The organism is Falsiruegeria sp. JB4-1, from assembly GCF_055693495.1.
This window is the reverse complement of sequence record NZ_JBVFTZ010000001.1, coordinates 2,521,977-2,545,617: the sequence shown is the minus strand read 5'-3', so window position 1 is coordinate 2,545,617 and position 23,641 is coordinate 2,521,977. Positions and strand designations below refer to the sequence as shown.

Below are 23,641 nucleotides of genomic sequence, written 5' to 3'. Positions count from 1 at the left end.
AACGGCACCACATCGGTCATTTGTTTCTGTGTGGTGCCGTTTCAAATGCAGCTAAGTGCCTTGCCTCACGGTGTTATCCACGCAAACGGTGGTGCAAGATAATCGGCACTGCAAGTTCTTCTTCGTCGCTCAGATGGCGTTTCAAAAAGGCTTCGATGGTTTCGGATGTCGTGTGCAGAATACCGACTTCATCACGAACTTGACCCGGATCAAGCTGCATCAGTTTGATCACACGATTGGCTGTTTTAGTGTAGCTGTCCAGAACAGTATCCAGATCGGCGTGATCCTTCTCCAGAACCTCCAAACCAGCATTGAAACGCGGGTCGGCTTCGGACAACTCTGGGAAATAGCTATGGTCTTCCCAGCCATGGTGCCCATGCAGATTTCCAACCAACGCGTTGCCATAGTACGATAACCGACTGGCATATTCCTCGTCCGAGGTATCCTTGTTCAGAAATGCCTCTGCGTCGGATCGCAGCACCTCTGCCAGACGCCGAAACATCTGGTGAGCGCCCAGCCAATGACGGGTTTTTTCCTTGAATCCGGGATGCGTGCCCCAAGTTTCTCTGGGGTATTGATCGAGCAAGAAACGCGTCTCACTCGGCATGTCCTGTGTTCGAATGTTGAATGTGTCGAGCATGGTCTTACTCCTTTCGCCACAACATCTGGTGAAAGAGAGTTCACGAACCAAGTGACATCCGTGCACATCTTATGTGCCCGGCCACACAGACCTCAAAGTTTGGCGCGCCCGCCAATTGAGGCGCGCCTGTGTATTCAAAGCTCTTTGACTGTGGCAAGTACCTCGTCGACATGACCGGGCACTTTGACCTTTCGCCAGACTTGCGCGATCTTGCCTTCACGATCAAGGATAAAGGTGGACCGCTCGATCCCCCAGTGTTTCTTGCCGTACATGTTCTTTTCTTTCCACACGCCATAATCTTCACACATTGATCCGGCTTCATCAGACAAAAGCGGCGTCGTCAGGGCATGTTTGGCGACAAATTTGTCGTGCTTGGCAATACTGTCCTTAGAGATACCAAAGACTTGGGCACCCGCATCGGCAAAGGCTTGCAACTGTTCGGAAAAGCCGATGGATTCCTTGGTGCAGCCCGGCGTATCATCGCGGGGATAAAAGAACAGAACAACAAGCTGTCCGCGCAAGTCAGACAGGCTGACTGATCCGCCTCCATCGCGAGGCAGGTTGAAATCGGGGGCAGCATCGGAAACTTCGGGCATCAGGCGACTCCGGTAGGGTTCGGTTGGTGTTGGTCCGGATAATAGGTGTCGAAGAAGAAGTTGGAAGGCGCAGAACAAAAATCCCCGGCCTCGGAACCGGAAAAAGACGGAAAACCTGAGACCCGCAAATCGTTCCGTGGTCCTAGGGCCGTGGGTCGATGGACTTTTCGCGGACTTTTGATCCTGATTTTGCTGGCGGCGGTTTCAGCGGTGATGGTCATCGGCCAGTCCGTCAGTGCTCCCGATTGGCTGAGAGAGCGAGTCGCAACGCGCCTCGAGCGGGGCCTGAACGGCTTGCAGTTGGAGTTCGGCGAAGTCAATTTCATTGTCCATAAAGGATGGCGCCCACGCGTCAGCCTGCAGGATGTTTCGCTACGTAGCAGTGATGGACAGATGATTGCACGCCTTGCCAATGCCGAGGCCAGTCTGGCCATGCGACCTTTGCTGTCGGGGCAGATTAAACCCAAGCGAATATTCTTGAACGGTGCATTTGTCACGGTTCAACGTGACGCCGAGGGACTTCTTTCACTATCGCTGGGACAAGGGGCAGCACCAGTTGGGCGTGCACGAAATTTGGCTCAAATGATAGAAACTGCTGATCAGGTGTTTCTGACGCAGCAATTGTCAGCTCTGACGTCGATCGAACTGGAAGGTGTGACGCTCAGCCTTGAAGATCTTGGTCGGAGGCGGGTCTGGACCCTGGATGGCGGTCACTTGCAACTGACACGGGACGGTCAGGACATGCGGATCGCTACTGGGTTTTCGCTTCTATCAGGGCGGGACTATGCAAGCTCGGTCGAGGCGAACTATACCAGCACATTAGGATCGCCCGAGGCGAAATTCGGCATCTCCGTCAGTGATATACCCTCTGAGGATATTGCTCTGCAGAACGCGGCGATGTCCTGGTTGAACGTTCTGGACGCCCCGATTTCCGGAGCGGTCCGGGGCGGGATTGACGCTCAAGGCACGCCCAGTCAGGTTTCAGCGACGCTTCAGATCGGGGCTGGGGTCGTACAGCCAAACCCAGAAACCCGGCCGGTTCGGTTCACTGGCGCGCGAACATATTTCACCTATGACCCGAAACGTCAGATTCTTGATTTCAACGAGTTTTCTGTCAACAGCTCCTGGGGCAATGTGGCAGTCGAAGGACAGGCCTTTCTCAATGGGGTGGAAACCGGCGTGTTGGAAAGCCTTGTCGGGCAGTTGAGATTTACCGAAGTGACACTTAATCCGGCCCAGCTAATGCCCGAGCCGGTTTCGCTTGAGAGTGCACATGTTGACCTCAAGCTTGAGCTTGACCCATTGCATGTTCAGGTCGGGCAGTTGACCGTTGCAGATGACAACAAACTATTGCGCGCAAATGGAAGTCTGGTGGCAGATCCTGACGGGTGGCGTGTCGCGTTGGATGGGCAACTTGACCGGATCTCGCCAGATGAACTGATGAAGTACTGGCCCGAAGCCGTAGCCCCCAAGCCGCGCAAATGGGTTCGAATGAACCTGACCGAAGGTGAACTCACTGGCGGCGACTTTGCTTTGCGTTTGGAACCGGGCAAGCGTCCTGACCTGTACGCCGACTTTGATTTTGATAATGCGACGATCAAGTTTGCCAAGACACTGCCACCGGTTGTAGGGGCTCGGGGTCAAGCCAGCCTGTTGGGGCAGCGTTTTTCAGTTTTGGCACACGAAGGGCGTGTCATTACCGATCACGGGGATCAGATTGACGCTTCGGGCACGTCATTCATCATTCCAGATATCTCGATCAAAAAGGCAGCTCCAGGTATTGCGCGCATCGTGGGAACCGGAAGCGTCACGTCCGTATTGTCCCTGCTTGAGCGGCCACCGCTCAACCTTATGTCCAAGGCCAACCTCCCTGTGGATCTGGCTAAAGGGCAGGTAACGATGCGCGGCACCCTGTCCTTGCCGCTGAAAGACAAAGCTAAACTTGAAGACATGGCATTTCACCTGACAGCAGAAATCGAGGACGTCGCAAGCGATGTACTGGTCCCGGGGCAGGAACTGCGTGCTCCGATTCTGATGGCTGTTGGCGATCAGTCGCAGATTTCATTGTCGGGGCAGGGCTTTCTGGGAGAGGTTCCGATGACTGCAACTTGGACGCAGCCGATCGGCGTTCAGAACCCACCGCCAAAAAGTCAGGTTAGCGGGACCATCGAACTTTCAGATCGATTGATGGATCAGTTCAACTCAAACTATGCTGCACGTGTTGTCAGCGGTCTTGGCGAGGCGCAATATCTGTTGGAGTTGGAAAAAGGGCAGCCCCCGAGGCTGACCGGAAGATCTGACCTTGTAGGCGTTGGGTTAAGTGTTCCCGAGATAGGATGGACCAAGTCCGCTGCAGCGTCAGGTGAGTTGACGTTCGAAGCCCGCCTGGGCGACCAAGAAGTGGTTGAACGTTTTTCCATAAAAGCGCCTGGTTTGGACGCGTCCGGAAACATGTCTTTCAATGAGGCCGGGACAATGGAAAGCGCGCGTTTCGACAATTTGCGTGTTGGAAACTGGATGAACGTGCAATTGGACATGACAGGGCGTGGGACTCGAGCACCAGACTTGAACATTCGCAGCGGCACACTGGACATGCGTGGGGCGACGTTCTCTGGAAACAGCGATACGCAGTCCGGGTCTTCGACTGGTGCAGCAGGGGGACAGGCCATTTCCGTGGCATTGGGCCGGTTGCAGATTACAGACAGCATTGCATTGACCGGGTTTTCGGGGAAGTTGACGTCTGGCGCGGGTCTGAGCGGGAATTTTACCGGGCGCATAAACGGCCAAACTTCGGTCAATGGGCAGGTGCTTCCACAAAATGGTCGAAGTGGGTTCTTTATTCAGGCTGATGATGCAGGCGGGGTGTTTCGCTCCGCTCAACTGCTCAACCAGGCGCGCGGCGGGGACTTTCAATTGTCACTAACGCCGGTTGGAGCAACCGGCAGCTACGACGGCACCTTACGGGTGAGAGACACTCGGGTGCAGGATGCCCCGGCAATGGCCGCTTTGCTGAATGCCATCAGTGTGGTTGGGCTGCTGGACGAAATGGCAGGAGCGGGCATTCAGTTCGCTTCGATTGACGGCCGTTTTCGATTGGATCCCGACAAGGTCACGGTTTACGAAGGCAGTGCAGTCGGGCCCTCGATGGGGCTGTCAGTTGACGGCACAGTGGATACCGAGCGCCGAACACTTAACCTGCGCGGTGTGATTTCCCCGGTCTACCTTCTAAACGTGATTGGTAGTGTGTTGTCGACGCGCCGCGGCGAGGGTCTGGTCGGCTTCAACTACACCCTGACAGGACAGCTGACCTCGCCACAGGTTTGGGTCAATCCTTTGTCGGGTTTGGCCCCGGGCTTTCTGCGGGATTTCCTGCGCGAACCGGCACCCACGCAACCTCGGGTTCCGGGAGAGGGGCCGGAACCTGCCCAAGATCCAATTCTGGACAGCACTGCCGGAGATCGCTGAAGGTGTGGTCAACGATCAAATACCGACGTATAGCGCGGCCATGAAACTGAGTGACTTTGATTTTGATCTGCCGGACGAGCTGATCGCGACACGCCCGGCCACCCCGCGGACTGCAGCCCGGCTTCTGGTGGCGCAGGGAGATGCCATCGCCGATGCAGTAGTGCGTGACCTGACGCAATGGCTGCGGCCTGGCGACCGGTTGGTCTTGAATGACACCCGCGTTATCCCTGCGCGGCTCAGCGGACGCCGACACCGTGAAAGCGCCCAAGGGCCGGTGTCTGCCAAAATCGAGGTCACGCTGCTGGATCCCACTGCCGATGGCAACTGGTCGGCGCTGATCAAGCCACTCAAGAAAGTGAAGCCCGGCGAAGAGATCATCTTTTCAAACGAGTTGTCTGCCGAATTGGTTGCTGTCGAGGACGGGCAGGGAAGATTGAAGTTCAACCTGTCTGGGGATGATTTTGACGCGGCGCTTGCCCAGGCTGGTGCGATGCCATTGCCGCCTTATATTGCCGCCAAACGTCCCGCGGACGAGCAGGACAAGACAGATTATCAAACGGTCTGGGCCAGGAACTCGGGCGCTGTGGCGGCCCCAACGGCTTCGTTGCATTTCGACGACGGATTGTTGGAACAAATCCGCGCAATGGGCGTGGAGATCACTTATGTCACTTTGCATGTGGGGGCAGGTACCTTCCTGCCGGTCAAGGTCGAGGATGTGATCACCCACAAAATGCACGCGGAATGGGGGCGGGTCAGTGAACGCGCCGTTGACGAGATCAACGCCACCAAAGCTGCAGGCGGGCGTGTGATCCCCGTGGGAACCACCGCACTGCGCCTGATCGAAAGCGCGGCGCAGACCGGCACGTTGAAACCCTGGGATGGCGACACGGATATCTTCATCTATCCAGGGTTCAAGTTCCAAGTGACCGATGCGTTGATGACTAATTTTCACCTGCCGAAATCAACCCTTCTGATGTTGGTATCGGCGTTGATGGGGCAGGACCGGATGGCGCATGTTTATGATCATGCGGTTAAGTCTGGATATCGCTTCTTTTCTTATGGGGACGCGTCGCTTTTGATCCCGGCTTAGGCGAAAATGCCAAACCCGACTCGGTAAATGTCGTAGACAAGCACGCTGTGGCTGGTGTCTCATGACACATCAGAGCCAATTCAGTCGGATACGAGCGAGGACGCCCGATGCTTCAGGTTCTTTCCAGCGCATGGGCGCTGCTTTTGGGTATTTGCCTGCTGCTCGTGGGCAACGGGCTACAAGGTACGCTGCTTGGTGTGCGGGGGGAAATCGAAGGGTTTTCGACCTTCGAGATGTCGATCGTGATGTCGGCCTATTTCCTTGGCTTTCTAGGTGGCTCACGCATGGCACCTCAGTTGATCCGGCGCGTCGGCCATGTGCGGGTTTTTGCTGCGTTGGCCTCGTTCATCTCGGCCGTCATGATCCTTTATCCGGCGCTGCCCAACATGTGGGTCTGGATTCTAGGCCGCGTGATCATCGGTTTCTGTTTCTCGGGCGTGTATGTGACAGCTGAAAGCTGGTTGAACAATGCCGCTGACAACTCGAACCGGGGTAAAGCGCTTTCGCTTTATATGATCGTGCAAATGATCGGTATCATCTCGGCTCAGGGTTTGATCCAGGTGGGCGATCCCGGTGGGTACGAGGCGTTTATCATTGCCTCGATCCTGGTTTCCATTTCTTTTGGCCCGATTTTGCTGTCTATTTCGCCTACGCTCGGCCTTCGATACCACCAAGCCGATGACCCTGCGCGAAATCATGAAGATCTCGCCCCTGGGCTGTGTCGGTATGTTTCTGCTGGGCGGCATCTTCTCAGCCCAGTTCGGTATGAGTTCGGTCTACGGCGCCACGATTGGCCTGTCGCTGACGAACCTGTCTCTGTTCATTGCGACCTTCTACATTGGCGCTTTGATCCTACAATATCCTCTGGGGTGGATTAGCGACAGGATGGATCGCCGCGTCTTGATCATGCTTGTCGCAGCCGTCGGAGGCGTTGCGGCGGTCGTGGGTATGATGTTTGGCGATCAGTTCTCGATGCTTCTGGTTTCGGCTTTTCTGATCGGGGGCATGTCGAACCCGCTCTATTCGCTGCTCATCGCCTATACCAACGACTATCTGGATCACGACGATATGGCGGCGGCTTCAGGTGGTCTGGTCTTCATCAATGGTCTGGGTGCGATTGCTGGCCCGATGATTACTGGTTGGCTGATGGGGGATGCCTTGATGGGACCGCCGGGCTTTTTTGCATTCATGGCTGCTCTGCTTGCGGCTATGGCAGTTTACGCACTGTACCGCACCACGCAGCGTGCCGCGATTCCGGTCGAGGAAACCGGTACCTTTACGGTAATGACACCCACCTCGACCCCAGTTGCGGTCGAATTTGCGCAAGAAGTTGCCATCGAGGCCGAATTGGAGGAGCAAGAGGCGCAATAAGTCGCGATTTGCTTCAAAAAAGGCCGCTGATGTTGCAATATGTTACTGTAACAATTGTGTAAAAGATATTTTAATACCTACATTCCCTGGGGGAAATTAAGAGCGGGGTGAGGCCAATGGTTGGTCCCGAAGATATATTGAGTTTCTGGCTGGACGAGGTTGGTCCGGCTGGGTGGTATGTACAAGACGATGCGCTGGATGCCCAGATCACCGAAAAGTTTCAGTCGACGTGGGAGGCCGCCTGTGAAGGTCGCTTTTCAATGTGGCTGACCTATCCTAGCGGTGCTCTGGCTTACATCATCCTCACGGATCAGTTCCCCAGGAATATGTTCCGCGGAGATGCCCGAGCCTTCAAGACCGACAAGGCGGCCCTGGCGGCAGCCAAATGTGCGGTCGACAAGCGGTGGGACATGCGTATCGACGAACCGGCAAGGCAGTTCTTTTACCTGCCGATGATGCATTCAGAGAACCTGTGTGATCAGGAACGCTGCGTGCGTCTGCTGTGTGAACGCATGCCAGAGAGTGGTGACAGCAACATGCTGCACGCCCGGGCACATCGCGAGGTGATCCGTCAGTTCGGCAGGTTCCCGTATCGCAACGACGCCCTGCATCGGACGCCGACAGCACAAGAGGCTACATATGTCTCGGCTGGTGGCTACGGTCAGACCGTGCGCGAGATGCAGGCTGCGGGTTAACCCGCAGGTACGCATCCTTTTACATCTGAAATGCTGCGGGTGAGGGCATCCGCAGCCGTTTCCACTGTATGGTCAATTAGCAGCTCGGGCGTATCGACCAATTGGCGAACGCGGGTCTGCAACCCCTGTACATTGGTTTCTATAGTTTGAACTTTCTGCTGCAGCCTGTTCAAGGTCGCGGTATTGAACGACCCGCTCTGTGTTGTCAGTGCAGCCAGATCGCCTTTGATTTCTGCTAGATCGCCTCGCAAACCCGCTACTTCGTCTCGAAGTGGTGTGACAGTAACGAGGTTTTGGGAAAACGTGGCCATCAGGCCATCGGCGGTTGTTGCTACTTTCCATGCCAAGAAAAGACACAGAGCCAACAGGATCAGGGTCGCGTTCAGCAGGGCAAGGGCGAGGTCCTTGAGGGTCTTGGCCATATCGTATCCAGTGTTTGAAATCGAAGACGTCGAGCAAATGCCCATTTGGGCGGCTCCACTCCATTTCTAGCGTTTTGAAGTAAAGGGGTATAGGTTGATTTAAGCACATCCCCGCTCATCTTCCCTTGCGTCACACATGTCGCAGGGAGCGGGGATTGATGTGTCTGAAAAAATAGTTTAACGGTAAACTAATTTCTGACAACGCCTGCGGTGAGGAGTGACCATGGCTGCGAAATCCTTTGATCTGATTGTTATTGGTGCCGGGCCTGGCGGTTACGTCGCGGCCATTCGGGGCGCCCAACTGGGCCTGAATGTGGCCGTGGTCGAGCGCGAGCACCTAGGCGGCATCTGTCTGAACTGGGGCTGTATCCCGACCAAAGCGCTCTTGCGCTCGTCCGAGGTCTTCCACCTGATGGAGCGCGCAAAGGACTTTGGCCTCAAGGCTGAAAATATTGGCTATGATCTGAATGCTGTCGTAAAGCGCTCGCGCGGTGTGGCCGGGCAGCTGTCGGGTGGCATCGGTCACTTGTTGAAAAAGAACAAGGTCACCGTGGTTATGGGCGAGGCGACGATTGCAGCCAAGGGTAAGGTATCGGTCAAAACCGACAAAGGCGTCGAAGAACTGACCGCCAAGAACATCATCCTGGCCACCGGTGCCCGTGCCCGTGAATTGCCGGGGCTTGAAGCGGACGGCGATCTTGTCTGGACCTACAAGCACGCCCTTGATCCGGTGCGCATGCCCAAGAAGCTTCTGGTGATCGGCTCAGGTGCCATCGGCATTGAATTTGCCAGCTTCTATAACACGTTGGGTGCCGCCACGACTGTGGTCGAGGTGATGGATCGTGTGTTGCCGGTCGAAGACGCAGAAATCAGCGCATTCGCCAAGAAAGCCTTTACCAAGCAGGGCATGAAGATCATGGAAAAAGCCATGGTCAAGCAGCTCGACCGGGGCAAGGGAAAGGTCACTGCACATATCGAAGTGGGTGGAAAAATCGAGAAACAAGACTTTGACACGGTGATCTCCGCCGTGGGTATCGTCGGCAATGTCGAGGGTCTGGGGCTTGAGGCTTTGGGTGTCAAGATCGACCGCACCCATGTTGTAACAGACGAATTCTGTCGCACTGGTGTCGATGGGCTCTATGCCATCGGCGACATCGCTAAGCGCACCCTGGTTGGCACACAAAGCCAGCCATGAAGGTGTGATGGTCGCAGACCTGATCGCGGGCAAACATGCGCATCCAGTCAAGCCAGAAAGCATTGCAGGCTGCACTTATTGCCACCCACAGGTTGCGTCGGTCGGCTATACCGAAGCCAAAGCAAAAGAGCTCGGCTATGACATCAAGGTCGGCCGCTTTCCTTTCATCGGCAACGGTAAGGCGATCGCACTAGGAGAGCCCGAGGGGATGATCAAAACCATCTTCGATGCCAAAACAGGTGAGCTTTTGGGCGCCCATATGGTTGGCGCCGAAGTGACCGAGATGATCCAGGGGTATGTCGTCGGACGGCAATTGGAGACAACCGAAGAAGATCTGATGAATACGGTCTTCCCGCATCCGACCCTGAGTGAGATGATGCACGAAAGTGTATTGGACGCCTACGACCGCGTCATACACATGTAGATTGCACAGAGTAATCGCTGGAAAATTCAAACACCCCGTCACTTCACGACGGGGTGTTTGGTTTTGGGGCTACACAGAAGACAGGCCGCCTAGGGTTCTGGACCCCTCAATTTGAGGTTGTATAAGGGTAAAGTGTCAGCCCGGAGGATCGACGTTGCCCAGTCTCAATCGAATTGTCATGGGGCGATCCAGCCGCGAAATGATCCGCGCCCTTGATCCATCAAAGTTACAAGTGGCCGAGGTTTCGGGCTGGTGGGGCAAGATGTTCGATTTCTTCAGCTATGAACAGTTCAATTACCCCGAGTACGATATCTGCAAAGCACCCTTTCTGGATGCCGATGGAAAGATCCGCCAATTCGATTTGATTTTGGCCAATCAGGTTTGGGAACATCTGGATCGTCCGTTTGAGGCAACACTGAACGTGCACGAAATGCTGCGTCCGGGTGGACATTTTTGGCTTGCCGTCCCCTTTTTGTTCCATTTCACGCCGCGCCCAATGATTGCAGTCGTTGGTCCGCACGGGGGCTGAAAAACCTGTTGATCGAATGCGGGTTTGCCCCAGATGCGATCCGAGCCGAGCAATGGGGCAACAAACACGCTGCCCTACGCAACCTCGAAGATCGTTGGCCACCACAATACGATCCCAAGCGTGATCCGCTCGACAATGACCCCAATATGCCTATCTGTGCCTGGGCCATTGCAAAAAAGACTTAACGCAAAGATCGTGGCGAAAAGTTGCAGGTTCTCATTTTGTTCTAATTTTTTGGTTGGAGACTCAGCGGCTGTCCACTATCTCTTAACCACTTGAGTGCAGGGGGCCCGGATGGCTGAGCTGAAGAACATTGAGGTGCGCGGCGCGCGCGAACACAACCTCAAAGGCATCGACGTTGACATCCCTCGGGATCAGCTGGTGGTGATCACCGGTCTGTCCGGCTCGGGCAAGTCCTCGCTGGCGTTTGACACGATCTATGCTGAAGGTCAGCGGCGCTATGTCGAAAGCCTGTCGGCCTATGCACGCCAATTCCTTGATATGATGGAAAAACCTGATGTGGATCACATCAGCGGGTTGAGCCCTGCCATCTCGATCGAACAGAAGACGACATCGAAGAATCCCCGGTCGACCGTCGGAACGGTGACCGAAATCTACGATTACATGCGTCTGCTTTTTGCACGCGCTGGCACGCCGTACAGCCCGGCCACCGGCAAGCCGATCGAGGCGCAACAAGTGCAGGACATGGTCGACAGGATCATGACCATGGAAGAGGGCACACGCGGCTATCTGCTGGCCCCCATCGTGCGCGACCGCAAAGGCGAGTACAAAAAGGAATTCCTGGAACTTCGTAAACAGGGTTTTCAGCGCGTGAAGGTCGATGGAGAGTTTTATGAACTGGACGAACCGCCCACGCTGGACAAGAAGTTTCGCCATGACATCGACGTCGTGGTTGACCGTCTGGTTGTGCGCGAAGGGATGGAAACCCGACTAGCAGACAGCCTGCGCACTGCGCTGGATCTGGCGGACGGTATCGCGATCCTTGAGACTGCCCCGAAAGAGGGTGATTCAGAGCGTATCACGTTCTCCGAGAATTTTGCTTGTCCCGTCAGCGGTTTCACCATCCCCGAGATCGAGCCGCGTCTGTTTTCGTTCAACGCGCCATTCGGCGCTTGCCCAGATTGCGACGGTCTGGGGGTCGAGTTGTTCTTTGATGAACGCCTGGTCGTGCCTGATCAAACTCTAAAGGTCTACGATGGAGCGCTGGCTCCGTGGCGCAAAGGAAAGTCGCCCTATTTCCTGCAGACCATCGAAGCCATCGCCAAGCATTTCGAATTTGATAAGAACATTCCGTGGAAGGACCTGCCCAAGAAGGTTCAGCAGGTGTTTTTGTACGGTTCGGGCGAGGAAGAGATCGAGTTCCGCTATGACGAAGGCGGCCGCGTCTATCAGGTTACCCGCGTGTTCGAAGGCGTCATTCCCAATATGGAACGCCGCTATCGCGAGACAGATTCGAATTGGATTCGGGAGGAGTTCGAACGCTACCAGAACAACCGGCCTTGCGGCACTTGTGAGGGATACCGTCTGCGGCCCGAGGCATTGGCGGTCAAGATTGCAGGTCTGCACGTGGGCCAAGTGGTGCAAATGTCGATCCGCGAGGCTCTGGCCTGGGTCGAAAGTGCGCCCGGGCATATGAGCCAGCAGAAAAACGAGATTGCCCGCGCTATTCTGAAAGAGATCCGCGAGCGTCTTGGGTTTCTGAATAACGTTGGTTTGGAATACCTTACGCTGTCACGTTCAAGTGGAACGTTGTCAGGGGGCGAAAGCCAGCGCATCCGACTGGCTAGCCAGATCGGCTCGGGTCTGACCGGGGTTCTGTACGTGCTTGACGAGCCGTCCATCGGTCTGCACCAGCGCGACAACGATCGACTGCTCGGCACGCTAAAAAACCTGCGCGACCAGGGCAACACGGTGATCGTGGTTGAACATGATGAAGAGGCTATTCGCGAGGCGGACTATGTCTTTGACATCGGTCCCGGTGCCGGAGTGCACGGGGGGCAAGTTGTCAGCCACGGAACGCCAGCCGACATCACGAATGATGCGGCCTCTATCACTGGGCAGTACCTGTCCGGGTTGCGCGAGATCGCGGTGCCCGCTGAGCGCCGTTCTGGCAACGGTAAAACCCTCACGGTGGTCAAGGCGACCGGCAACAACTTGAAAAAGGTCACGGCGGATTTCCCGCTTGGCAAATTTGTCTGCGTGACCGGCGTATCGGGCGGGGGCAAATCCACACTGACGATTGAAACGCTGTTCAAGACCGCCTCGATGCGTCTGAACGGCGCGCGGCAAACGCCGGCACCTTGTGAGACGATCAAGGGACTGGAACATCTGGACAAAGTCATCGACATCGACCAGCGCCCCATCGGGCGAACTCCTCGTTCAAATCCAGCGACTTACACCGGGGCCTTCACCCCGATCCGTGACTGGTTCGCTGGTCTGCCCGAGTCCAAGGCGCGCGGCTACAAACCCGGCCGCTTCAGCTTCAACGTCAAGGGCGGCCGGTGTGAGGCCTGCCAGGGTGACGGCGTGATCAAGATCGAGATGCACTTTCTGCCCGATGTCTACGTCACCTGCGAAACCTGCAAGGGCGCGCGGTATAACCGCGAAACGCTTGAGATTAAGTTCAAGGGCAAATCGATTGCCGACGTGCTCGACATGACAGTCGAGGACGCGCAGGACTTCTTCAAGGCAGTGCCTTCAATCCGCGACAAGATGGACGCGCTGGCCCGTGTGGGACTGGGGTACATCAAGGTGGGCCAGCAGGCGACGACCCTTTCGGGGGGCGAGGCGCAGCGGGTGAAACTGTCCAAGGAACTATCGAAACGCTCGACGGGCCGGACGCTATATATTCTCGACGAACCCACCACCGGTCTGCATTTCGAAGATGTGCGCAAGCTGTTGGAAGTGCTGCATGAACTGGTTGATCAGGGCAACACAGTGGTGGTGATCGAACACAATTTGGACGTGGTGAAAACCGCCGACCATATCATCGACATCGGCCCCGAGGGCGGCGATGGAGGTGGCAGGATCGTGGCCAAAGGCACGCCAGAAGAGGTGGCCGAATGTGAGGGCAGCCACACAGGGCATTACCTGAAATCGATGCTGAACCCCGAGCGGGTTGCGGCAGAATGACGGGGTGAGGGGCGTTGCCCCTCTGCGCCCGCTGGACGCATTCACCCCGGAGTATTTCTAAAAAGGTGAAGGGGCGGTTCAGGCTGCTGCTGCGCGTGATGTGCGAGCCATCATGATCGGCACCAGAAACAGCGCCAGGAAGCCTGAATTCATCACCACGTTGAACCAGGCCCCAACCGCGAGTGAGCCTAGGCTGTCGGGGATGTACCAAGCCAAAAGAGTGAGAGTTATGATGCGCCGGGCCAAGGCGGGATCGCTTGCATAAAGGTGGTCGGTGATCAGCCAGACGGCAGCACCCAATCCGCAGAGTAACCCGCCACTGATGGCGCTCAGTAGAGCTTCGGTGTCGGTGTTGACCTGCTGTGCGCCGTCAACGGGCAGATGGGCGAGGTCCACAAAGAAGCTCAGGGCGTGGGCTAGAAAGGTGTATGGGGCCATCGCCATGGCCAGCCCGATAGCGATGCAGAACACAGATGCGGATTTAAGCCACTGGGTCGTTTTATGGATGGTTTTGGTGTTGGTCATGTCAGGTTCTCCTGTTTGATCCCGGAAACCCTGACTGATGCCACATAGGTAAAACAATTACCTTGCAGGTAAGTGCATTTCTGCGTGACCCCGGTAAACTCATGATCGGAGGTGTCCTATGGCTGAATTTGGTCCTGCGCTGAAGGAATGGCGAACAACGCGGCGGATGAGCCAGATGGACTTGGCCCTGTCAGCAGGCGTGTCTTCACGACATCTGTCTTTTCTGGAAACCGGGCGGGCGCGGCCAAGTCGGGGCATGGTGCTGCGATTGTGTGATGAGTTGAGCGTTCCCAACGCGGGACGCAACCAGTTGCTGACAGCGGCGGGAATGGCCCCGGCCTATGTGTCTCGCTCCCCCGACGCCGAAGATTTGAAGCCGTTGCAGGAGGCGGTGGCATGGATGCTGGACAACCATACGCCATACCCCGCGATGGCGTTGAACCGGCATTGGCAACTCGAGGCGATGAATGGCCCGGCGGCGATGATGTTGAGCGCGTCGGGCTTGAAGTTGGGGGACAGTCTGATCGAGGCTTTGGTGAGCAATGGGGCTTTGCGCGAGGCCTTGGACAATCTGGAAGAGGTTGAGCGGCACACGCTGGCGCGGCTCAAAACAGAACTCACGCATTTCGGCCGCGATCCCGTGATCGAACGGGGGGTCGAGGCGTTGCAGGCACGGGTCTCCGGGGACGATACGGTTCTGCCAGCGGTCATCCCGGCTCGCTACCGGATGGGCGATCAGGTCTTGTCGTTCTTTTCGACCATCGCGCAGTTTGGCACAACCGGCGATCTGGCGATGTCTGAACTGAAAGTGGAGTTAATGTTTCCTGCGGATGAAGCGACGCGTTTGGTGTTAACCGGGGGCGTTTAAGCATAGGTCCAGCAGGCGTGAAACCTCCTGCGCCGACAGGCCGTCAAAACGCGTGCTCAGATCTTCGATCTCATCGGCGCGGGACCGCCCCAGCACGGGATCGGCGAACAGGTGGAACTTGTCCGAGATATCCTGATCGCTGAGCGGCAGATCGGTATCGCCACGGGGCGTGCGTGGCTCGGACGTCAACCGGGTCCCGTCTTGCAATACAAGCGTCACCTGCGCCCACCGTTTGCCGATGCTAATCTTGGTGAAATGCGGATCGTCGATGAGTTTTGTGGCTCGGCTCAGGCGCAGAATGTCGGGGTTGGTCAGGGTTTCCGGAGCAAGTTCCGGCACACCAACCTGACCGCGCACGATTTGCGTCGCGACCGGAAAGGCGATGGAATAGGCAAATTCGTCAGGCGTGGCCGGTTCGTGGCCAGCCAGACGGGTGGCATTGTGGAAGGTGCGGATTTCGACTTCGGCCACTTGGTTGTGGGTCAGATTGTGCGCAGACACCAGTTCGGCGGCGGCGTCCAGCGCCGGGTGCGCCCATCGGCAACAGGGGTAGGGCTTGTAGTGGGTGTCTTCGACAAGTCGCCAGCCGTCACCCAGGTCGGACCAGAATTCGGCGACATCCTCACCTTCGCAGGTCAGGGCAGGGGCACCGGTGAACCCCATAGTGGCGAGGTAGGCCGCAGTCACGCCTGATGGCGCACCCCAACCCACACCGTCGCGGACCATCGTGGGGTGGTCGATGCAGCGCATCATCTGGCTGCGGGGGCCGTGGTATTCTCCGATCCCGGCGGCCTGGCGGATGGTGGGGGCCTCTGCGCCCAATTGTCGGGCGACGGCAGCGGCCACGCCAACAGCGGTCCAGGCCCCGGACGTGTGATAGTCGGCACAGGTCGCGTGCTGCGCCAGGCCCGCGCGATAGCTGACTTCATAGGCGACAGCGAGCAGAGTGGCGAAATCCGCCCCTGAGATCGGCTGGCCTTGGCTGCGGCGTGCATCTGCCACGGCCATGAGCGCGGGAAAGATGGCCGACCCGGCATGGCCTTTGCAGGGAGAGGTCCCGTCGTGCGCGTCGATGCTGTCGACGGTGAAGGCTCCGGCCATCGCAGCGCCGGCTGGGCTGACTGCGGTGCCCTCCATTATCATTCGGGCTGGGCCCGCATCCGTTACTCCGAACAGCGCAGCGGCTCCCTTGCGGGCGATGGCGGCAAGCGGTGTGGTCGAACCAACCGCGGCGACGCCCATGGTGTCCAAGAAACTGCGGCGCAGGACCTGCAGAACCGATTCTGGCAGGTCGGCATAGGTCAGGTCAGCGACGAAACGGTCAAATATAGGCATCTCAGGGCTCCGGTCATTTGGATCGAGCCTAGGGGCGGTGATGGCAGATGCGTTGTCTGTTTGCGACAGAAATCACCTTGGATGGTCAGCCAAATGGAACACTTGGTTTGCTGGCCGTAAAAAGAACACGGCTAAGGACGAGGGCTGTGCCCTCCCTGGGGAAGGTCGGGCGCGGCCCGGCGGGTGCCGGGCCAAGTGGTAGGTGTTCAGTTGCGCGAGCGCTTTTCGAACCGGGGCAGCATTGCGCTGAAATCTTTGCTCGGCGCCATCTTCGCCTTCGACAAATTGCGCATACAAAGCCTGCGCCAATTGACCCATGGGCGTGTCCGCATCTGCGCTTTCGGCGGCTTGCTGCGACAGGCGCAGGTCCTTGAGCATCAGATCGGCGGCAAATCCGGGGGTATAGTCGTTGTCGGCGGGGCTTTGCGGGCCGACACCCGGCGCAGGGCAATAGGCATTCATCGTCCAGCTGTAGCCAGACGAGGTCGACACCACGTCGAACATCTTTTGCCGGTCCAGACCCAGCTTATCGGCCAATGCAAACGCTTCACACGTAGCAATCATGGTGACGCCCAGGATCATGTTGTTGCAGATCTTGGCCGCCTGACCGGCCCCTGCATCACCGCAATGCACGGCTTTCTGACCCATGATGTCGAACAATGGCGCGGCCTTGGCAAAGGCGTCCGCACTGCCGCCTGCCATGAAGGTGAGCGTGCCGCCAGCAGCCCCGCCAATGCCACCCGAAACGGGTGCATCGACAAAGAGCAGACCCGCCGCCGCCGCGTCCTCATTCACCGCGCGGGCGCTGTCGACGTCAACGGTCGAGCAGTCGACCAGCGCTGCACCAGCCGCCATCGCCGGGATCACATCTGCGGCCACGGCGCGCAGGATTTGACCGTTGGGAAGCATGGTGATGACCACATCTGCGCCCGCAGCTGCTGCTGCGGCGCTGTCTGCCATAGAAACGCCTTCGATGGCGACCTCTGCCATGTCAAAGCCCGTGACCTCGTGGCCCGCTTTGGCAAGGTTGGCCGCCATCGGGCCGCCCATGTTTCCAAGTCCGATGAACCCGATCTTCATACCCTGTTTCTCCTCCTCAAAAGTCAGCGCATCCTTGCCTAATGGCTGCAGCATTTTTGACACCGCCGCAACAGGCACATTCTGATCGGCAAACTGCCAGGCCGGGTTGCGGTCCTTGTCGATGATCTGCGCGCGGATGCCTTCAAGGAAATCACCATGCTCCATCGCGCGATAGGTAAAGCGGTATTCCAGCTCCAGCGCTTTGCGAATGGTCAGCGACGGTCCTCGCAGGCGACGCAGCATCTCGATGGTGCAAGCCATCGATAGAGGCGAAATGCGCGACATTGTCTTGAGCGTGTCGGCAGCAAAGACGCTGTCCAGCGTGCGAAGTGTGTTCAGGATGTCTCCCAGACTCTCGCCGCCGAATGCCTCGTCAATCTGTGGCATCTGCGCTTCCAGTGCGCTTTCGGGGACAGGTTGCGCGTGGGTTTCCACGTGGGACGCGTCGCCCGAGGCCTCAAGCATCTGGATCAGACCGCCCCAACTTTCGCGCGGGATATAGTGATCGGCGAACCCGGCGAACATCGCATCACCGGGGCCCATGCGTCCTGCCGTGAGCCCGAGGTATTCGCCCAACCGACCCGGTGCCAAAGCCAGCATCAAGGTGCCGCCTACATCCGGAACCAAGCCGATCCCATTTTCCGGCATGGCAATCTTGGAGCTTTCGCAGACCACCCGGTGCGAGCCATGACAGCCGATGCCAACCCCGCCGCCCATGGTGAAGCCTTGCAGGAAGCTGATCACCGGTTTTGGGTATTCGAACAACAGCGCGTTCATCCGGTATTCATCGCGCCAGAAGGTGCGACCATACTCGAAATTGCCATTGGTGCCGGTGTCATAAAGTTCGGCAATATCGCCACCGGCACAGAACGCCTTGTCGCCCTCGGCGTCAAAGATCACCAGATCAACCGCATTATCCTCGCGCCAATTGCGCAGGGCGGTGTCGATGGCCATGCACATGTCATAGCTCATCGCATTCAGGGCGTTCGGTCGGGTCAAGGTGATGCGGCCCGCACGGCCGGTGACGCGGATGTCGATGTCAGACATGGTGATGTCCCCAATATTTCAATTCGTTCTGTGAGTCGCGTCGCAGGCTGGTAATCGAGTTGGTGTTGCCGAACACTGCCGAGAAACCAGCAAAATAGCCACGGAATGTGTCATGCAAGGCTTGGAGCACGATAGGGCCCGCTGCCACGACGTATGCCAGCTGCAAAAGCGCAAGTCCTAGCATTGCGTGCTCTGATACTCCGGCAGATGTTGTTGCAAGAAGCCAGGACACTGACAGTACCGTCACGGGCAAAAACCACCACACGGCGAGCAATGTGATGAGTGGAAAACAGTACAAAATCCCTGACGATGAAATCGCCTTGGCCGTCCACACACGGTGAACAAGAAACGCCCGATACAGCGTCGAGCGTTTCAGGGCTTTGTACCATCTTAGGATCATCTATTGGCCAGCAGGTGGCGGGCGGTGATCACGCGCATGATCTCGTTGGTGCCTTCCAGGATCTGGTGGACCCGCAGATCGCGCACCAGCTTTTCGATGCCATAATCCGCCAAATAGCCATAGCCGCCGTGCAGTTGCAGGCATTGATCCACGATCTTGGATCCGGCCTCGGTCACGAATTTCTTGGCCATGGCACAATGTTTGGACGCATCCGGCGCGCCTTGATCCAGCTTCCACGCAGCCTGACGCAGGAAGACGCGGGCGGCTTGCAGCTCGATCTCCATATCGGCCAGACGGAATTGAAGGCCCTGAAATTGGTCGATGGATTTGCCGAACGCCTTGCGCTCGGACATGTATTGCAGCGTCAGGTTCATCGCGGTCTGCGCCGCCCCCAACGAACAGGACGCGATGTTCAAGCGCCCGCCGTCCAAACCCATCATGGCGTATTTGAACCCGTCCCCTTCGGTGCCGACCAGGTTGCCTGCGGGCACCTTGCAGTCGTCAAATTGCACCTGCGCGGTTGGCTGGCTTTTCCATCCCATCTTGTCTTCGAGCCCACCAAAACTCAGGCCTGCGGTGCCATCCTCGACATAAACGGTCGAAACGCCCTTGGGGCCATCCTCGCCGGTGCGCACCATGCAAACATAGGCGTCGGAATAGCCGCCACCCGAAATGAATGCCTTGGTCCCGTTGAGCGTATAGCCCTCATTCGTGCGTTCCGCGCGGGTTTTCAGCGCGGCGGCGTCCGAGCCCGAGCCCGGTTCGGTCAGGCAATAGCTGAGCACTGTGTTCAGGCTCAGCACATCGGGCATGATCCGAGCTTTCAACGCCTCATCGCCAAAGCTGTCGAGCATCTTGGCGCACATGTTGTGGATCGACAGGAAGGCGGCGACCGAGGGGCAGGCCATGCTGAGCGCCTCAAACACCAGTGTTGCGTCCAGACGGCTGAGGCCCGAGCCGCCAGCCTCTTCCGAGACATACAACCCGCCAAACCCCAACTCGCCCACCTGTGGCCAAAGTTCTTTCGGGATGGTGCCTTCGGCCTCCCACTGACGGGCAAAGGGTGCGATGTGCTCTTGTCCGAACTGATGGGCCATATCGAAAATGGCGGTCTGTTCCTCGGTAAGCGCGAAATCCATGTGGTGCCTCCTCCCCAGTGACGATCCAAGTGAATATGAATTGAACGGCTGTTTATTTCCTGATTCTTACAGAAGTTTTGCAAGGTCAGAAAGAGCTTGCTGGATGAAGAACAAAAGTTCCACCAAACTCATCAGCGACAAGACCAACAGAGCAGAATCTGCAAGATAGGTGGTGATGCAATTTTTGCCGGTATCAGTGAAACTGCGCCGTTCTCTTGCAGCATGCTTAGTGCATTGTAAGAATTGACATCTGGATTTACTTTTTGAAATCAAATCACTACGAGCAAAGTAATTATCGCAATCTCACGGGGATTACGTAGTCGAAAGTCTACGTCTTCCATCCGTTGACCCGGCAAATATTCAATTTGCCAACATGGCTTGCAGTAGCTCTGAACCTGCGGCGAAAAAACCAAGCGCCACAAGAAACAATGCAAGGGCCATCAGAATCTTTTCGATACTGGAAAAGTGTTGCCGTTTTAGATTTGGATCGCTGCTCATGAACAGCGAATTAGTGGTGTCCTGCGTCATGTTCAAGGCACCAAAAAACCCTTGGGCGTATCTCCGCCGGTCAAGTGAATTCGCTTCAATTATTGGGGGATTTTGGCTCCGGCGGTAGGGATCGAACCTACGACCAATTGATTAACAGTCAACTGCTCTACCGCTGAGCTACGCCGGAACGGTTCGTGCGATATAGCAACCGGTTCAACTGGCGTCCAGAGCGGAATTTCACTTTTCTTTTGGGTGATGAAGCAGAGTGTACGGTAAGCGTTGCATCTGGCCCCCTTTTTGCTCTCTAAACTTACCGCAACGACAAATGGTATTTTCTGCTGGAGATCAGCAGGAGGCCACAATGGCGGAAAATGAGGTTTGGGGCTTCACCATTCAAAAGTCCCCTTCTGGAAAACACATTTGGCCCAAAGAGTTGAAATGGGAGGCGACGCGCCGCATTCGGGAGGAGGGGTTTTCTCCGGGAGAGATTGCTGCGGAGTTAGGCGCTCATGAATGCCTAGTGCGTAAATGGTCGGTAGCAGACCGGCGAAGCCGAGGCGAGAAAATCACCGTTTTGGGTCCTGCATTTGCGGAACTGAATGTCGAGAATGAGAAACCTGAAATTGAAACTTCAAGGCCCTCGATTCAGCATTCGGAATGCGGGCGCATACGTTGCGGTGAAGTCGTGATAGAGTTTCCGCTGGCCATTTCAGAAGGTGACCTTGCCAAACTCGTTAGGGTGGCGGGGCAACAAAAATGATTGCACCTTCGAACACCTATAAAATCTACTTGGCAACTGCTCCTGTTGATTTTCGGAAGGGGATGGATGGTCTTGCCAGTTACGTAGTCAGTAACTTTGAACTTGACCCATTCTCCGGTGCCTTTTTCGTTTTCAGATCGAAGGGCCGAGATAAAATGAAGGTCCTAATGTGGGACGGCACGGGCCTCGTTCTAATCTACAAACGCATTGAGGGCGCTGGCTTCGTTTGGCCGAAGCTAAATGAAGGCAAGTTATCCCTAACCAAATCCCAGTTTGAGGCCCTGTTCGAAGGTCTTGATTGGAGACGAGTCGAGTCCGCAACTTATCATCGCCCCACGGTCGCTTGACGAAGCTAGCGATTACGGTCGACCCAATGTCAAAGTCTCCAACCCGTTCAATCTCGCTACGTCCTTGCGGAAGCAATTCTTTCGCAGTTTTTGGCAGGTGAGGAGCGAAAAATGTAATCAAAAATTGCAATTGCCTTGACATTGTGACGCTAGATAACATATTGATTTTATTCCAACTTTTGAGTCTCTTTTTTTTGTGGAATCGAAATTTTGATTCCATGGGGCCTTGCGATCTATTCGTAAGGCTCCAAAAGTGAACGACCAGTTTCAAAAATTCGTTGGGATTGCCCGCTCATTGAGAGGGGGTCAAATTGACGACCCCATCAGAGTTCTAGAGGAGCTATCTTCCGAGCTGTGGGAGATGTACGAGGCAGAAAAGTCCCTAGCCACAAAGCGGTCCGGAGAGGTTACACACCTCAAGTCCGAAATTCGGACGTTGAGGAACGAAATTGCAAAAAAAGACGAGCGGATCAAAGAACTTCTCCACTCTCAACATGGTCAAAAATCCGAAACTGCCAAGGCCCAAAGGGGCGATCAAACTCTGAGTACGGGGAACGATGAGGACGCGGACGAAACGCCTAAGGGCAACAGGCCTTTCAACTACTCTGGCTTGAAACTTTCAAAACCTAGGAACAAGAGCGGTCGCAGGCCCAAAAACTGGGACAATCTGGAGCGCATCGAGATTGATATGGATTTCCCAGAAACATGCCCATGCGGATGTGGTGGATCTATTTTGTCTTGGGACGTGGATGAAAAGCGCGAAGTAATACCTGCAAAGGTATTCGTGGCTGTCAGAAAACAGCCACGCTACCGATGCCGAAAAGATGAAGCGATCATCGGCTCCCTGTACAAACCGACCCTCGTAACTGGCATAAACAGTGGAACGAGTATGTTGGCGTATCTCGTGACCATGCGCTTCGGTTGGGGGATGCCTTGGTATCGCATCGAAAACAAGCTCAATCACGAAGGGGTCGTGTTTCGCAGGTCCACAATGTGCGCCCAAGTGAACAAGCTTGCCAAAGCCCTTGAGGGCGTATTCGTTGCACTCGAACACCACACGCTGGATGATGCGCAGCGCGTATTCATCGATGAAACTCCACTAAAAATACAGCGACCGGGAAAAGGAAAAACCGGTCAAACATTTATGTACGCCGCACATCGCGATGACAGTTCGTATGGCGGCAACGCACCTCGAGCAACGGTCTACTACCACCGCCCCACCAGGGGAATGGCCCACATTCACGCAATTTTCAGTGGCAGGAATCTAATTGCCCAGCACGACGGATACGTCGGCTACAACCGTCTAGGCAATGCGGGCACTGACGTTAGCGGAATCCTCTCAGTTGAATGCTGGGTTCACACTAGACGCAACTTCATCAAAGCAGCTAGAGTGGCAAGTTCGCCATTGGCCAACGAAATCACAAAATTAATCGACAAGCTGTACATCGTCGAAGAAGAGATTCGTGGTTGGCCACCGGACCGTCGAGCTAGGTACCGGCAAAGCCAGTCAACGCCAATAATCGAAGAGATTTGGTCGAGATTGAACATAATGTCTCCCTCGATCCCGCAGAAAAGCACTCTCGGGAAAGCTATACGTTATGCCTTGGAGAGGAGGAGTTCTTTGGAGTTGTTCCTTGAAGATGGGCGTATCGATCTTGATACAAATCCGGTCGAACGACAGTTCAAACCCATCATTCTGTTGCGCAAGGGGTTCTGTTCGTTGGCAGCGAAGAAGGTGGGAACGCTTGGGCTATGATGTCGTCTCTTGTCGAGACCTGCAAACTGAACCGGGTTGATCCATTTCGGTACTTTGAATGGATGATTGATGATCTCGCTGCGGCAAAATCAAATTTCATTGATGATGATATCGACTTCAGTCGGTACTTGCCGTGGAACGCACCGACTTTTTGTCATGTTCGGTCACCGCAAGTGAAATAGGACTGACTGAATACCTTAAGCTAGGACATCAATGGCCCGAAAACCCGCATACAAATTGTTTTAGATTGAGTCTAAGGGACGGATCTAAAATGGTTTGTATGCTAAGGTTATTTCTCTTCGTCGCTGAAAAACA

18 protein-coding genes, 1 tRNA gene and 4 pseudogenes are annotated in these 23,641 nt (G+C 56.1%); 12 read left to right on the top strand and 11 right to left on the bottom strand.

What is annotated here, in order from left to right; all coding sequences use genetic code 11:
* Nucleotides 1–73 precede the first annotated feature (73 nt).
* Nucleotides 74–640 (bottom strand): hemerythrin domain-containing protein, encoded by a 567-nt coding sequence (locus ACZ1HE_RS12960; protein ID WP_472621384.1) that lies wholly within the window; start codon nt 638–640, stop codon nt 74–76.
* 134 nt (nt 641–774) lie between these two features.
* Entirely contained in the window at nt 775–1,236 is a 462-nt protein-coding gene (locus ACZ1HE_RS12955; RefSeq protein ID WP_472621382.1) for a peroxiredoxin, read from the bottom strand.
* A 45-nt stretch (nt 1,237–1,281) separates the two neighbouring features.
* On the opposite strand from ACZ1HE_RS12955, the gene ACZ1HE_RS12950 reads away from it, so the two are divergent.
* The 4 genes and pseudogenes from ACZ1HE_RS12950 to ACZ1HE_RS12935 all read left to right on the top strand — a co-directional run bounded on the left by ACZ1HE_RS12950 (nt 1,282) and on the right by ACZ1HE_RS12935 (nt 7,857).
* The gene (locus ACZ1HE_RS12950) at nt 1,282–4,701 is read left to right on the top strand and encodes a YhdP family protein (RefSeq protein ID WP_472621380.1); all 3,420 of its coding nucleotides are present in this window, start codon (nt 1,282–1,284) and stop codon (nt 4,699–4,701) included.
* Between the two features lie 40 nt (nt 4,702–4,741).
* Complete coding sequence (gene queA, locus ACZ1HE_RS12945) at nt 4,742–5,791, top strand: tRNA preQ1(34) S-adenosylmethionine ribosyltransferase-isomerase QueA (protein WP_472621378.1); 1,050 nt, start codon at nt 4,742–4,744, stop codon at nt 5,789–5,791.
* 107 nt (nt 5,792–5,898) lie between these two features.
* Nucleotides 5,899–7,162: pseudogene (locus ACZ1HE_RS12940) on the top strand (MFS transporter).
* 116 nt (nt 7,163–7,278) lie between these two features.
* Nucleotides 7,279–7,857, top strand: coding sequence for a DUF924 family protein (locus tag ACZ1HE_RS12935; RefSeq protein WP_472621376.1), 579 nt, complete (start codon nt 7,279–7,281; stop codon nt 7,855–7,857).
* Here the strand turns inward: ACZ1HE_RS12935 and ACZ1HE_RS12930 are convergent.
* The gene (locus tag ACZ1HE_RS12930; RefSeq protein ID WP_472621374.1) at nt 7,854–8,324 is read right to left on the bottom strand and encodes a hypothetical protein; all 471 of its coding nucleotides are present in this window, start codon (nt 8,322–8,324) and stop codon (nt 7,854–7,856) included. The two genes, ACZ1HE_RS12935 and ACZ1HE_RS12930, sit on opposite strands and share 4 nt — an antisense overlap.
* A gap of 178 nt (nt 8,325–8,502) precedes the next feature.
* Between ACZ1HE_RS12930 and lpdA the strand changes: the two are divergent.
* The 3 genes and pseudogenes from lpdA to uvrA all read left to right on the top strand — a co-directional run bounded on the left by lpdA (nt 8,503) and on the right by uvrA (nt 13,580).
* A pseudogene (lpdA, locus tag ACZ1HE_RS12925) lies at nt 8,503–9,898 on the top strand (dihydrolipoyl dehydrogenase).
* A gap of 178 nt (nt 9,899–10,076) precedes the next feature.
* Entirely contained in the window at nt 10,077–10,427 is a 351-nt protein-coding gene (locus tag ACZ1HE_RS12920; RefSeq protein ID WP_472621372.1) for a class I SAM-dependent methyltransferase, read from the top strand.
* Between the two features lie 294 nt (nt 10,428–10,721).
* The gene (gene uvrA / locus ACZ1HE_RS12915; RefSeq protein WP_472621370.1) at nt 10,722–13,580 is read left to right on the top strand and encodes an excinuclease ABC subunit UvrA; all 2,859 of its coding nucleotides are present in this window, start codon (nt 10,722–10,724) and stop codon (nt 13,578–13,580) included.
* A 78-nt stretch (nt 13,581–13,658) separates the two neighbouring features.
* Here the strand turns inward: uvrA and ACZ1HE_RS12910 are convergent, their stop codons facing one another.
* Nucleotides 13,659–14,105 (bottom strand): excinuclease ABC subunit A, encoded by a 447-nt coding sequence (locus ACZ1HE_RS12910; RefSeq protein ID WP_472621368.1) that lies wholly within the window; start codon nt 14,103–14,105, stop codon nt 13,659–13,661.
* 118 nt (nt 14,106–14,223) lie between these two features.
* Here ACZ1HE_RS12910 and ACZ1HE_RS12905 point away from each other — a divergent pair, with 118 nt between their 5' ends.
* Nucleotides 14,224–14,973 carry a helix-turn-helix domain-containing protein gene (locus ACZ1HE_RS12905; protein ID WP_472621366.1) on the top strand — a complete coding sequence of 250 codons (750 nt, stop codon included), beginning with the start codon at nt 14,224–14,226 and terminating at the stop codon, nt 14,971–14,973.
* Here ACZ1HE_RS12905 and ACZ1HE_RS12900 read toward each other — a convergent pair.
* From ACZ1HE_RS12900 to ACZ1HE_RS12870, 7 genes and pseudogenes are all read right to left on the bottom strand, one after another.
* The gene (locus ACZ1HE_RS12900) at nt 14,956–16,308 is read right to left on the bottom strand and encodes an MmgE/PrpD family protein (protein ID WP_472621364.1); all 1,353 of its coding nucleotides are present in this window, start codon (nt 16,306–16,308) and stop codon (nt 14,956–14,958) included. The two genes, ACZ1HE_RS12905 and ACZ1HE_RS12900, sit on opposite strands and share 18 nt — an antisense overlap.
* A 206-nt stretch (nt 16,309–16,514) precedes the next feature.
* Nucleotides 16,515–17,388, bottom strand: a pseudogene (mmsB, locus tag ACZ1HE_RS12895) (3-hydroxyisobutyrate dehydrogenase).
* Between the two features lie 81 nt (nt 17,389–17,469).
* Nucleotides 17,470–18,435 (bottom strand): annotated as a pseudogene (locus tag ACZ1HE_RS12890) (enoyl-CoA hydratase/isomerase family protein); the annotation flags it as partial.
* Nucleotides 18,428–18,619, bottom strand: a complete 192-nt coding sequence (locus tag ACZ1HE_RS12885; RefSeq protein ID WP_472621362.1) for a hypothetical protein — start codon at nt 18,617–18,619, stop codon at nt 18,428–18,430. The pseudogene ACZ1HE_RS12890 and the gene ACZ1HE_RS12885, both read right to left, overlap by 8 nt.
* A gap of 212 nt (nt 18,620–18,831) precedes the next feature.
* Entirely contained in the window at nt 18,832–19,974 is a 1,143-nt protein-coding gene (locus tag ACZ1HE_RS12880; protein ID WP_472621360.1) for an acyl-CoA dehydrogenase family protein, read from the bottom strand.
* 360 nt (nt 19,975–20,334) lie between these two features.
* Nucleotides 20,335–20,502 (bottom strand): hypothetical protein, encoded by a 168-nt coding sequence (locus tag ACZ1HE_RS12875; protein ID WP_472621358.1) that lies wholly within the window; start codon nt 20,500–20,502, stop codon nt 20,335–20,337.
* A gap of 73 nt (nt 20,503–20,575) precedes the next feature.
* Nucleotides 20,576–20,650 (bottom strand) — tRNA-Asn (locus tag ACZ1HE_RS12870).
* A gap of 174 nt (nt 20,651–20,824) precedes the next feature.
* On the opposite strand from ACZ1HE_RS12870, the gene ACZ1HE_RS12865 reads away from it, so the two are divergent.
* From ACZ1HE_RS12865 to ACZ1HE_RS12850, 4 genes are all read left to right on the top strand, one after another.
* Nucleotides 20,825–21,223 (top strand): hypothetical protein, encoded by a 399-nt coding sequence (locus ACZ1HE_RS12865; protein ID WP_472621356.1) that lies wholly within the window; start codon nt 20,825–20,827, stop codon nt 21,221–21,223.
* A complete protein-coding gene (gene tnpB / locus ACZ1HE_RS12860; RefSeq protein WP_472621354.1) occupies nt 21,220–21,570 on the top strand; it encodes an IS66 family insertion sequence element accessory protein TnpB in 351 nt (116 codons plus the stop codon). The genes ACZ1HE_RS12865 and tnpB overlap by 4 nt, the downstream gene beginning before the upstream one ends.
* 253 nt (nt 21,571–21,823) lie before the next feature.
* A complete protein-coding gene (gene tnpC, locus ACZ1HE_RS12855) occupies nt 21,824–23,326 on the top strand; it encodes an IS66 family transposase (protein WP_472621352.1) in 1,503 nt (500 codons plus the stop codon).
* On the top strand, nt 23,323–23,508 hold the full coding sequence (locus tag ACZ1HE_RS12850; protein WP_472621350.1) for a transposase domain-containing protein: 186 nt from the start codon (nt 23,323–23,325) through the stop codon (nt 23,506–23,508). Before tnpC ends, ACZ1HE_RS12850 begins: the two co-directional genes overlap by 4 nt.
* Nucleotides 23,509–23,641: the final 133 nt, after the last annotated feature.

Bases quoted from the DNA above. Each gene is read 5' to 3' on its own strand.
- ACZ1HE_RS12960 (WP_472621384.1), bottom strand. From the start codon at position 640: ATGCTCGACACATTCAACATTCGAACACAGGACATGCCGAGTGAGACG.
- ACZ1HE_RS12955 (WP_472621382.1), bottom strand. From the start codon at position 1,236: ATGCCCGAAGTTTCCGATGCTGCCCCCGATTTCAACCTGCCTCGCGAT.
- queA (WP_472621378.1), top strand. From the start codon at position 4,742: ATGAAACTGAGTGACTTTGATTTTGATCTGCCGGACGAGCTGATCGCG.
- ACZ1HE_RS12935 (WP_472621376.1), top strand. From the start codon at position 7,279: ATGGTTGGTCCCGAAGATATATTGAGTTTCTGGCTGGACGAGGTTGGT.
- ACZ1HE_RS12930 (WP_472621374.1), bottom strand. From the start codon at position 8,324: ATGGGCATTTGCTCGACGTCTTCGATTTCAAACACTGGATACGATATG.
- ACZ1HE_RS12920 (WP_472621372.1), top strand. From the start codon at position 10,077: ATGGGGCGATCCAGCCGCGAAATGATCCGCGCCCTTGATCCATCAAAG.
- uvrA (WP_472621370.1), top strand. From the start codon at position 10,722: ATGGCTGAGCTGAAGAACATTGAGGTGCGCGGCGCGCGCGAACACAAC.
- ACZ1HE_RS12910 (WP_472621368.1), bottom strand. From the start codon at position 14,105: ATGACCAACACCAAAACCATCCATAAAACGACCCAGTGGCTTAAATCC.
- ACZ1HE_RS12905 (WP_472621366.1), top strand. From the start codon at position 14,224: ATGGCTGAATTTGGTCCTGCGCTGAAGGAATGGCGAACAACGCGGCGG.
- ACZ1HE_RS12900 (WP_472621364.1), bottom strand. From the start codon at position 16,308: ATGCCTATATTTGACCGTTTCGTCGCTGACCTGACCTATGCCGACCTG.
- ACZ1HE_RS12885 (WP_472621362.1), bottom strand. From the start codon at position 18,619: ATGCTAGGACTTGCGCTTTTGCAGCTGGCATACGTCGTGGCAGCGGGC.
- ACZ1HE_RS12880 (WP_472621360.1), bottom strand. From the start codon at position 19,974: ATGGATTTCGCGCTTACCGAGGAACAGACCGCCATTTTCGATATGGCC.
- ACZ1HE_RS12875 (WP_472621358.1), bottom strand. From the start codon at position 20,502: ATGACGCAGGACACCACTAATTCGCTGTTCATGAGCAGCGATCCAAAT.
- ACZ1HE_RS12865 (WP_472621356.1), top strand. From the start codon at position 20,825: ATGGCGGAAAATGAGGTTTGGGGCTTCACCATTCAAAAGTCCCCTTCT.
- tnpB (WP_472621354.1), top strand. From the start codon at position 21,220: ATGATTGCACCTTCGAACACCTATAAAATCTACTTGGCAACTGCTCCT.
- ACZ1HE_RS12850 (WP_472621350.1), top strand. From the start codon at position 23,323: ATGATGTCGTCTCTTGTCGAGACCTGCAAACTGAACCGGGTTGATCCA.